Source organism: Microscilla marina ATCC 23134 (assembly GCF_000169175.1).
Lineage (GTDB): Bacteria > Bacteroidota > Bacteroidia > Cytophagales > Microscillaceae > Microscilla > Microscilla marina.
This window is the reverse complement of the sequence record NZ_AAWS01000018.1, coordinates 162,654-174,169: the sequence shown is the minus strand read 5'-3', so window position 1 is coordinate 174,169 and position 11,516 is coordinate 162,654. Positions and strand designations below refer to the sequence as shown.

Below are 11,516 nucleotides of genomic sequence, written 5' to 3'. Positions count from 1 at the left end.
TCATGACTACTGAATTGTACCTCCCCAACTGGGTGAGGGTAAGGTCATACGCATACCCTACCGAGATATATTTGAAATACGGGCTTCAGCCAATAAGTTTACGGCGTCTCCTATTCTATAAGAACCTCCTACCGCAAATCGGTCAAACAACCACACATTGGCGTTTATGTCTATAGAAAAAGGGGCACCCGACACATATTTGGCAAGCAGCGAAGGACGTATTTTCACTGTAGGCGATACATCAAACACATAGCCTGCTGTAATAAACACGTGCCTCGATTGACGGGCATTAGAAATATTGCCGTCCGCCAGGTCCCAATTGATCAATTGAGGAACAGACAATCCCGCATAAAACCTGTCTGTATAATAATACAAACCAGTACCAAAATTGGGCAAGGTCTTATTGATGTTCTGGTCAAACGCCGGATCGGTACTCGTAGGGTCTACCGAAAAGCGTACATCAGTAAAATTAGCCCTGAACTGGGTAATGGCCGCCTGAATACCCATGGCCAATACTCCAGTGTTAAACCTAATTCGGAAAGCATAAGAACCAATCATTGAGAAATTATTGGTAATGCCTATTTTGTCATTGACCAGGGTCAAACCCAAGCCAATGCGATCTTTGATAAGGGGCAAATGCCCAGAAAGCGTTTGGGTAACCGGGGCTCCTTCAATACCTGTCCATTGTTTACGAAACAACCCCGTAACACTGAATACATCGCGACTACCTGCATACGCCGGGTTAATTGCCAACCCATTAAACATGTACTGGGTAAATTGTACGTCTTGTTGTGCCTGTCCTTTCTGCACCGACAGCAGGCTAAGCCCCCAAAATACCAAAAGGCTTAATAAACCATATTTTTTAATGTGCATCATAGTTTGCCTGTTCGTTTTTAATGTATTGTTAAGTTTTATGTTTGGATAACCTCAACCCTCACAAAGCAAGGGGTGAGGTTGGTATATTCTATCGTTGTAAAATCAAATAAGCAGCCGATGGCTTTTGACCATTGTTCAAGTCAATGACATAATAGTAAGTTCCATCTGGCAAACGTTGCCCGCTTAGGTTACCCTGGTTGGCAAATCCGTTCCAGTCATTTTTATAATCCTTATTAAAGTATACCCGACTTCCCCAACGGTTGTACACACTAAATGTTACCTGGTATTTTTCCACTCCCAAAATCACATAAGTATCGTTCTTACCATCATCATTTGGCGAGAAGCCATTTGGAATAAATATTTGTCCACATTCAGTCACATTCACGATGAGCAAGGCACTGTCACACTTACTAATATAAGCGTCATCACATACCTGATAAGCCAGGGTGTCAATTCCCACAAAATCCTCAGGAGGCGTGTAAGTAAACCCACCGTCTGCTTCAAGTATAACTACTCCACGACGATTGGTTAATAATGAGCCTACCATGCTTATTTTCAAGGTATTGGTGTTGACATCCACATCATTTAGCAATACATTGCCCGTGAGCACCTTGCATTGTCAATGGTGTACACATCATCTTTGGCTTCGGGGGCATCATTGGTACAAGCCTCAATGCTGATATAGATTTTGCCATTGGCACAACTACCGTTAGAGTTACACACTTGGTAAGACACACTATCGCGCCCAATAAAGGCAGTGCGTGGTTCATACTTAAATGTGCCATTGGCGCTCATATTGACAATCCCTCCCGTAGGCGTTACAAAGTCTCTGGCTTCGGTGACAGCAAAGGTGACGCCGCCTTGTGCCTGATTGGTTGAATCGGGCAACAAGTTCAGGTTAATGTCTGTACAGTTGTCTGTTTTCAGGGTCAGGTTATTTGCCACTGGTGTGTTACAGTTATCAATGGTTACCTGCGCCCGGTCAGCCAACTTCTCGGATGGACAAGAGGCCCCACCTACTGCCGCAGGAGTGGCATATACATCATAAGCTGTCGAGGCAGTAGGGGTTGGTAAATTGCTAAATGTAAGTGTTCCACCCGCGCTTACTTGCGAGGTGATCACAGTAGCCCCGCTTCTTAACTCATAGGTTACACCAGCTTCGGTATTGCTTACTGTGATATTGAATACAGCTGGACGCTGATCTATACAGAAGGTAGCGTCGCTTACTTGCAAATTAACCGTAGTAACAGGTGCTGCAATCACATTCATTACCATATCGTCAGTACTTGCCGTACAACTTCCATTGGTAATTGTCCAACGGAAAGTATAAGCACCAGCTACCAAACCAGTGATTCCAGACACGTTTGCCCCCGGATTGATAATGTTGGCCGTACCCGGACCACTTACCTGTGTCCAACGTCCGGTGCCCACTGTGGGGCTATTGGCAGCAAAAGTAGCAGTAGTGGCTCCACAAAGTGTTTGATCAGGTCCTGCGCTCGCAATGGTAGGCTCCTGCTCTCTTACAATGCTCACATTGGCCACCGATGGTGTACAACTTCCGTTAGAAACTGTCCATTGGAAGGTATTGACTCCTACACTCAACCCAGTGACTCCAGAGTTAGGACTTGCAGGGTTAGTTACAGTGGCTGTTCCTGCCACTACTGTCCACATTCCCGTACCTACCGTTGGCGAAGTAGCCGTCAAGGTAGCAGTATTGACACAAACCACCTGGTTGGTACCAGCATTGGCGGTACTTGGGGTAGCTTCTTTGGTAACGCTAATGCTTGACGAAGAACTGCTACAGGTATTGGTAATTGTCCAACGGAAAATATTTATTCCTACTCCCAGGTTAGACACCTGAGTATTGGGGTTACCAGGATCAGTAATGATACCTGACCCACTTACAATGCTCCACTGCCCAGTACCAGTAGTTGGCGTATTTCCCGTAAGGTTGGCAGTAGTGGCACAAGTTGTTTGGTTGCCCCCAGCAATAGAGGTAGTAGGTGGAGCATCTCTGGTAATGTTTACATTTGATTCAGAAACCGGGCAAGACCCGTTAGATATTGTCCACTTGAATACATTGACTCCTATGCCCAGGTTAGACACCGAAGTGTTAGGACTTGCCGCATTAGAAATGGTACCACTGCCACTTACCAGCGTCCATTGACCCGTGCCAGCCGTAGGGGTGTTACCATTCAAGGTCACCGAAGTTCCACACACCCTTTGGTCTGCGCCAGCGTTTGCCGTGGTTGGAGTTGCTTCGCGGGTAATAGTTACCGTAGCCGTGCTATTGGTACAATTGCCATTGCTAATCGTCCACTGGAAGGTGTTAATGCCTACCCCCAGATTAGTAACTGTAGTAATAGGGCTTGCGGCGTTGGTAACAGCTCCACTTCCGGAAATCAGCGTCCACATTCCCGTGCCTACCGCTGGGGTATTGGCATTCAACGTGGCAGTGGTAGCACACACTGTTTGTGGTGCCCCGGCATTGGCAGTGGTAGGCGGCTGATTCAACGTAATGGTGATATCAGATACAGACGGGGTACAATTACCATTACTAATTGTCCAGCGGAATACATTGGTACCGTAAGACAAGCCAGAAACCGTCGCATTGGACGCATTGGCATTACTAAATGACCCTGTACCAGATACCACCGTCCAGGTTCCCGTGCCTACTGTGGGGTTATTCGCGGCAAGCGTAGTAGTGGTAGCGCCAGTCAAGCCACACAAAATCTGATCTGCCCCAGCGTTGGCGGCAGTAGGTGGCTGGTTCAATGTAATGGTTACATCAGCGCTAGACGCCGTGCAAGTACCATTGCTGATGGTCCAACGGAACACATTGGCTCCGTAAGACAAGCCCGAAATAGTCGTATTAGGCGTGTTGGCATTGGCAAATACACCGCTTCCCGAAATTACTGTCCAGGTTCCGGTACCAGCTGTAGGTGTGTTGGCGGTAATACTTGCGGTGGTACTGGTGTTTACTCCACACAAAGTTTGACTTACCCCGGCATTGGCCGTACTTGGTGGCTCAAACAAGGTAATCGTCACATCAGCAACAGTTCCAGTACAATTGCCATTAGTTACTGTCCAGCGGAATACATTAGCGCCATAAGATAAGCCCGAAACCGTCGCATTAGACGCATTGACATTACTAAACGACCCTGTACCAGATACTATAGTCCAAGTACCAGTACCCACCGCTGGGTTAGTAGCATTGAGCGTAGCCGTAGTAGTAGTGTTGAGTCCACATAGGCTTTGGTTGCTGCCAGCATTTGCCGTGCTTGGTGGCTCAAACAAGGTAATCGTCACATCAGAAGCAGATGGTGTACAAGTACCGTTACTCACTGTCCAACGGAATACGTTCGCCCCATAAGACAAGCCTGATGCCGTCGCATTGGCGGCATTGACATTACTAAATGAACCCGTGCCAGATACTACAGTCCAAGCACCAGTACCTACCGTGGGTGTGTTTGCCGCCAGATTTGCCGTAGTAGTGGTATTTGGTCCGCATAAGCTTTGATTCAACCCAGCATTGGCAGTGGTTGGTGGCTGAAACAAGGTAATCGTCACATCAGCCGTAGATGGTGTACAAGTAGCTCCATTGCTGATGGTCCAACGGAATACGTTGGCTCCATAAGATAAACCTGACACTGTAGTAGTTGGTACGTTGGCATTCCCAAAGCTTCCCGACCCTGACAGTACTGTCCAGGCTCCTGTACCTACGGTTGGAGCATTCGCTGCCAGAGTTGCGGTAGTAGTCATATTGACTCCACATAATTGTTGATTCCCGCCAGCATTGGCTACGGTTGGAGTCGCATCTACTGTAATAGTTACCTGGTCTTCAGAATTACAAGTACTATTGGTCACCACCCACTTCAATATAGTCGGCGTGGTAGTACTTAAACCAGTGACGGTCGCATTTGGATTATTTAACTGTGGAGCAGCAATCGTTCCTGGTCCAGATACTACTGACCAGGTTCCAGTGCCTACCGTAGGCGTATTCGCCGCCATTGTGGCCGTAGTCACTCCACATAATGTTTGGTCGGTGCCTGCATTGGCAGCGGTTGGCAAAGCATCCACGATAATATCTACCGTGCTGCTGGAATTGGTACAAACCCCATTACTGATCACCCACTGATAACGAGTAGTCGAACCAGCCGTTAGGCCAGTGATCTGAGCGGTGGGGTTGTTCACCTCGGCCGCCGCAATCGTGCCCGGACCAGATACTTTCACCCAAGCCCCGGTGCCTACTGTCGGAGTATTCGCTGCCATCGTGGCTGTAGTCACATTACAAAGCGTTTGGTTTGTGCCAGCATTTGATACCGTTGGCGCCGCATTCACTGTGATACTGATTTGGTTTTCTGAAACTGGACAACTTCCGTTGCTAATCGTCCATTTTACAAACGTTGGAGTCGTTGTATTCAAGCCAGTCACCGTTGTGGTGGCACTGTTTACGTTGGTGATTGTTCCAGGACCGGATACTTTCACCCAAATTCCGGTACCCACCGTTGGGGTATTTCCAGTAATGGTTGTGCTGGTCACATCACAAAGTGTTTGGTCGCCACCTGTTACGGCGGCCGTGGTTGGTGCAGGGCTTACCGTAATCGTTGCTTCGTCTTGTGAACTACAACTTCCATTGGCTATCACCCAACGTACTACTGTGGGAGTAGTAGCGCTCAATCCAGTAATAGGTGCATTCGGGTTGTTCAACTGCGCCCCCGCAATTGTTCCCGGACCCGATACAATTTGCCAGGTGCCAGTGCCCACCGTGGGGTTATTTGCGGCAAGCGTGGCCGTAGTCACATTACATAAATCTTGATCGGCACCTGCTGCTGCAATCGTGACAGCCTCATTGACTGTAATCGTGATTTGATCTTCCGAATCAGTACAAGTACCATTGCTGATCACCCATTTCACTACAGTTGGGGTAGTTGTACTCAAGCCAGTTACACTGGTGCTTGCCAGGTTTACATTCGCAATCGCTCCCGGACCTGATACTTTCACCCATTGGCCAGTACCTACGGTGGGCGTGTTTCCGGTAATATTGGCGGTCGTTACATTACACAACGTTTGGTCGCCGCCAGTTACCGATGCCACCGTGGGCAAAGCGTCCACACTCAAACTAATTTGGTCTTCCGAGTCGGTACAGGTACCATTGCTGATCACCCACTTCACTAATGTAGGCGTGGTGCTGTTCAAGCCTGTCACTGTGGTAGATGCTGCATTCACGTTGGTAATTGTTCCAGGACCGGATACTTTCACCCAAACTCCGGTACCCACTGTGGGCGTGTTTCCGGTAATATTTGCCGTAGTCACATTACAAAGCGTTTGATCGCTTCCAGCATTGGCTACCGTTGGCAGGGTTTCTATAGTTAAAGTAATTTGATCTTCTGAATCGGTGCAAGTACCATTGCTGATCACCCACTTCACCACAGTTGGCGTGGTGCTGTTCAAACCATTCACTGTGGTAGAAGCCGCATTTACATTCGCAATCGTGCCCGGACCAGATACCTTCACCCAAATTCCGGTACCTACCGTGGGCGTGTTTCCGGTAATGGTAGCCGTAGTCACATTACACAACGTTTGGTTACCTCCTGCATTGGCCACCGTGGGTGTAGCATTTACATTGATGCTGATCTGGCTCTCAGAGCCGGTACAACTACCATTGCTGATTACCCATTTCACCACAGTAGGGGTAGTACTATTCAAACCAGTGACCGTGGTAGATGCTGCGTTCACGTTAGTAATCGTGCCCGGACCGGATACCTTCGTCCAAATTCCGGTGCCCACTGTCGGGGTATTTCCAGTAATGGTGGTGGTAGTTACATTACACAAGTCTTGGTTACCGCCAGTTACCGATGCCGTGGTTGGCAAAGCATCTATCGAAATCGTTGCATCGTCTTGCGAGCTACAACCAGTACCTGTACTTACTACCCAGCGTACTACTGTTGGGGTAGTACTGTTCAAACCTGTAATAGGCGCATTTGGGTTGTTCAACTGTGCCCCCGCAATCGTTCCAGGGCCAGATACTACTGTCCAGGTTCCGGTACCTACTGTTGGAGTATTTGCCGAAAGTGTTGCTGTAGTCACATTACATAAATTCTGATCAACTCCTGCATTGGCTACGGTTGGAGCAGCGTTTACTGTGATCGTCATCTGATCTTGTGAACTACAAGCCCCACTTGTGATTACCCAGCGTACTACCGTGGGGTTGGTGCTATTCAAACCAGTTACTGTAGTAGTAGTACTGTTTACATTGGTGATCGTGCCCGAACCCGATACCTTTGTCCACTGTCCAGTACCCACCGTTGGGGTATTTCCAGTAATGGTCGTGCTGGTCACATCACAAAGTGTTTGGTCACCACCTGTTACGGCGGCCACGGTTGGCGCAGGACTTACCGTAATCGTTGCTTCGTCTTGTGAACTACAACTTCCATTCGTAATCACCCAACGTACCACTGTGGGAGTCGTAGCGCTCAAGCCAGTCACTGTAGCATTTGGATTGTTCAACTGTGCTCCCGCAATCGTGCCTGGGCCTGATACAATTTGCCAGGTGCCAGTGCCCACCGTGGGGTTATTCGCGGCAAGCGTTGCAGTAGTCACATTACATAAGTTTTGATCGGTGCCTGCTGCAGCAATCGTGGCTGCTTCATTGACCGTAATCGTGATTTGATTCTCAGAATCGGTACAAGTGCCATTGCTGATCACCCATTTCACCACAGTTGGAGTGGTGCTGTTCAAGCCAGTGACCGTGGTAGAGGCCACATTCACGTTGGTAATCGCTCCCGGACCAGATACTTTCACCCAGGCTCCAGTGCCTACTGTCGGAGTGTTTCCAACAATGTTGGTGGTAGTCACATTACACAATGTTTGGTCACCACCAGTCACTGATGCCACCGTTGGCAAGGCGTCTACACTCAAACTAATTTGGTCTTCCGAATCGGTGCAACTACCATTGCTGATCACCCACTTCACTAATGTAGGCGTGGTGCTGTTCAAGCCAGTCACTGTGGTAGATGCTGCATTCACGTTGGTAATTGTTCCCGGACCGGATACCTTCACCCAAATTCCGGTACCCACCGTTGGGGTGTTTCCAGTAATAGTAGCCGTAGTCACATTGCAAAGCGTTTGATCGCTTCCAGCATTGGCTACCGTTGGCAGGGCTTCTATAGTTAAAGTAATTTGATCTTCTGAATCGGTGCAAGTACCATTGCTGATCACCCACTTCACCACAGTTGGCGTGGTGCTGTTCAAACCATTCACTGTGGTAGAAGCCGCATTTACATTCGCAATTGTGCCCGGACCAGATACCTTCACCCAAATTCCGGTACCTACCGTGGGCGTGTTTCCGGTAATGGTAGCCGTAGTCACGTTACACAACGTTTGGTTTCCTCCTGCATTGGCCACCGTGGGTGTAGCATTTACATTGATGCTGATCTGGCTCTCAGAATCGGTACAACTACCATTGCTGATCACCCATTTCACTACGGTGGGGGTAGTACTGTTCAAACCAGTGACTGTGGTAGATGCTGCGTTCACGTTAGTAATCGTGCCCGGACCGGATACCTTCACCCAAATTCCGGTACCTACCGTGGGCGTATTTCCAGTAATGGTCGTGCTGGTTACATTACACAAGTCTTGGTTACCGCCCGTTACCGCTGCCGTCGTTGGCAAGGCATCTACGGTAATATCTACCGTGCTGCTGGAATTGGTACAAACCCCATTACTGATCACCCACTGATAACGAGTAGTCGAACCAGCCGTTAGGCCAGTGATCTGAGCGGTGGGGTTGTTCACCTCGGCCGCCGCAATCGTGCCCGGACCCGATACCTTCACCCAGGCTCCCGTACCTACCGTGGGCGTATTAGCCGCCATTGTGGCAGTAGTCACATTACAAAGCGTTTGGTTCGTGCCAGCATTTGATACCGTTGGCGCCGCATTCACTGTGATACTGATTTGGTTTTCTGAAACTGGACAACTTCCGTTGCTAATCGTCCATTTTACAAACGTTGGAGTCGTTGTATTCAAGCCAGTCACTGTTGTGGTGGCACTGTTTACATTGGTGATTGTTCCAGGACCGGATACTTTCACCCAAACTCCGGTACCTACCGTAGGGGTATTTCCAGTAATGGTCGTGCTGGTCACATCACAAAGTGTTTGGTCGCCACCTGTTACGGCTGCCGTGGTTGGGGCAGGACTTACCGTAATCGTTGCTTCGTCTTGTGAACTACAACTTCCGTTGGTAATCACCCAACGTACCACTGTGGGAGTAGTAGCGCTCAATCCAGTAATAGGTGCATTCGGGTTATTCAACTCTGCCCCCGCAATCGTGCCCGGACCCGATACAATTTGCCAGGTGCCAGTGCCCACCGTGGGGTTATTCGCGGCAAGCGTGGCCGTAGTCACATTACATAAGTTTTGATCGGTGCCTGCTGCAGCAATCGTGGCTGCTTCATTGACTGTAATCGTGATTTGATCTTCCGAATCAGTACAAGTACCATTGCTGATCACCCATTTCACTACAGTTGGGGTAGTTGTACTCAAGCCAGTTACACTGGTGCTTGCCAGGTTTACATTCGCAATCGCTCCCGGACCAGACACTTTTACCCATTGACCAGTACCTACCGTAGGCGTGTTTCCAACAATATTTGCCGTCGTTACATTACACAACGTTTGATCGCCGCCAGTTACCGATGCCACCGTGGGCAAGGCGTCCACACTCAAACTAATTTGGTCTTCCGAATCGGTACAACTACCATTGCTGATCACCCACTTCACTAATGTAGGAGTAGTGCTGTTCAAGCCTGTCACTGTGGTAGATGCGGCATTCACGTTGGTAATTGTTCCAGGACCGGATACCTTCACCCAAATTCCGGTACCCACTGTTGGGGTGTTTCCAGTAATAGTAGCCGTAGTCACATTACAAAGCGTTTGATCGCTTCCAGCATTGGCTACCGTTGGCAGGGCTTCTATAGTTAGAGTAATTTGATCTTCTGAATCGGTGCAAGTACCATTACTGATCACCCACTTCACCACAGTAGGCGTGGTGCTGTTCAAACCATTCACTGTGGTAGAAGCCGCATTTACATTCGCAATCGTTCCCGGACCAGATACCTTCACCCAAATTCCGGTACCTACCGTGGGCGTGTTTCCGGTAATGGTAGCTGTAGTCACGTTACACAACGTTTGGTTACCTCCTGCATTGGCCACCGTGGGTGTAGCATTTACATTGATGCTGATCTGGCTCTCAGAGTCGGTACAACTACCGTTGCTGATCACCCATTTCACTACGGTGGGGGTAGTACTGTTCAAACCAGTGACTGTGGTAGATGCTGCGTTCACGTTAGTAATCGTGCCCGGACCAGATACCTTCACCCAAATTCCGGTACCTACCGTGGGCGTATTTCCAGTAATGGTCGTGCTGGTTACATTACACAAGTCTTGGTTACCGCCCGTTACCGCTGCCGTCGTTGGCAAGGCATCTACAGTAATATCTACCGTGCTGCTGGAATTGGTACAAACCCCATTACTGATCACCCACTGATAACGAGTAGTCGAACCAGCCGTTAGGCCAATGATCTGAGCGGTGGGGTTGTTCACCTCGGCCGCCGCAATCGTGCCCGGACCCGATACTTTCACCCAGGCTCCCGTACCTACCGTAGGCGTATTAGCCGCCATTGTAGCCGTAGTCACATTACAAAGCGTTTGGTTTGTGCCAGCATTTGATACCGTTGGCGCCGCATTCACTGTGATACTGATTTGGTTTTCTGAAACTGGACAACTTCCGTTGCTAATCGTCCATTTTACAAACGTTGGAGTCGTTGTATTCAAGCCAGTCACCGTTGTGGTGGCACTGTTTACATTGGTGATTGTTCCAGGACCGGATACTTTCACCCAAATTCCAGTACCCACCGTTGGGGTATTTCCAGTAATGGTCGTGCTGGTCACATCACAAAGTGTTTGGTCGCCACCTGTTACAGCGGCCACGGTTGGCGCAGGGCTTACCGTAATCGTTGCCTCATCCTGTGAACTACAACTTCCGTTCGTAATCACCCAACGTACCACTGTGGGAGTAGTAGTACTCAAGCCAGTTACTGTAGCATTTGGATTGTTCAACTGTGCTCCCGCAATCGTGCCCGGACCCGATACAATTTGCCAGGTGCCAGTGCCCACTGTGGGGTTATTCGCGGCAAGCGTGGCCGTAGTCACATTACATAAATCTTGATCGGCACCTGCTGCCGCAATCGTGGCAGCTTCATTGACTGTAATCGTGATTTGATCTTCTGAGGTACAAGCACCACTCGTAATGACCCACTTCACCACAGTGGGGGTAGTACTGTTCAAACCAGTAACCGTGGTAGAAGCGGCATTCACATTCGTAATGCCACCTGGTCCTGATACTTTCACCCAGGCTCCGGTACCTACCGTCGGGGTATTTCCAGTAATATTCGCCGTAGTTACGTTACAAAGTGTTTGGTCGCCACCAGTTACCGATGCCACTGTGGGGGTTGGGCTTACGGTTACCGTAATCTGATCTTCTGAGGTACAAGCACCACTCGTAATCACCCACTTCACTATGGTAGGCGTAGTGCTATTAATGCCTGTGATAGTAGTAGAAGCTACATTCACGTTGGTAATTG

General features: G+C 49.1%; 3 protein-coding genes (1 of these 3 only partly in view). All 3 read right to left on the bottom strand.

What is annotated here, in order from left to right; all coding sequences use genetic code 11:
* Nucleotides 1-57: 57 nt before the first annotated feature.
* On the bottom strand, nucleotides 58-876 hold the full coding sequence (locus M23134_RS18155; protein WP_004156089.1) for a PorP/SprF family type IX secretion system membrane protein: 819 nt from the start codon (nucleotides 874-876) through the stop codon (nucleotides 58-60).
* A gap of 88 nt (nucleotides 877-964) precedes the next feature.
* The gene (locus M23134_RS18150) at nucleotides 965-1,486 is read right to left on the bottom strand and encodes a T9SS type B sorting domain-containing protein (RefSeq protein WP_053337323.1); all 522 of its coding nucleotides are present in this window, start codon (nucleotides 1,484-1,486) and stop codon (nucleotides 965-967) included.
* Nucleotides 1,462-11,516, bottom strand: partial view of a PKD domain-containing protein gene (locus tag M23134_RS18145; protein ID WP_045113814.1) — the final stretch only. 16,627 nt of this gene lie beyond the right edge of the window; 10,055 of the gene's 26,682 nt are visible here — the last part of the coding sequence; its start codon lies off the right edge, out of view; its stop codon occupies nucleotides 1,462-1,464. Before M23134_RS18145 ends, M23134_RS18150 begins: the two co-directional genes overlap by 25 nt.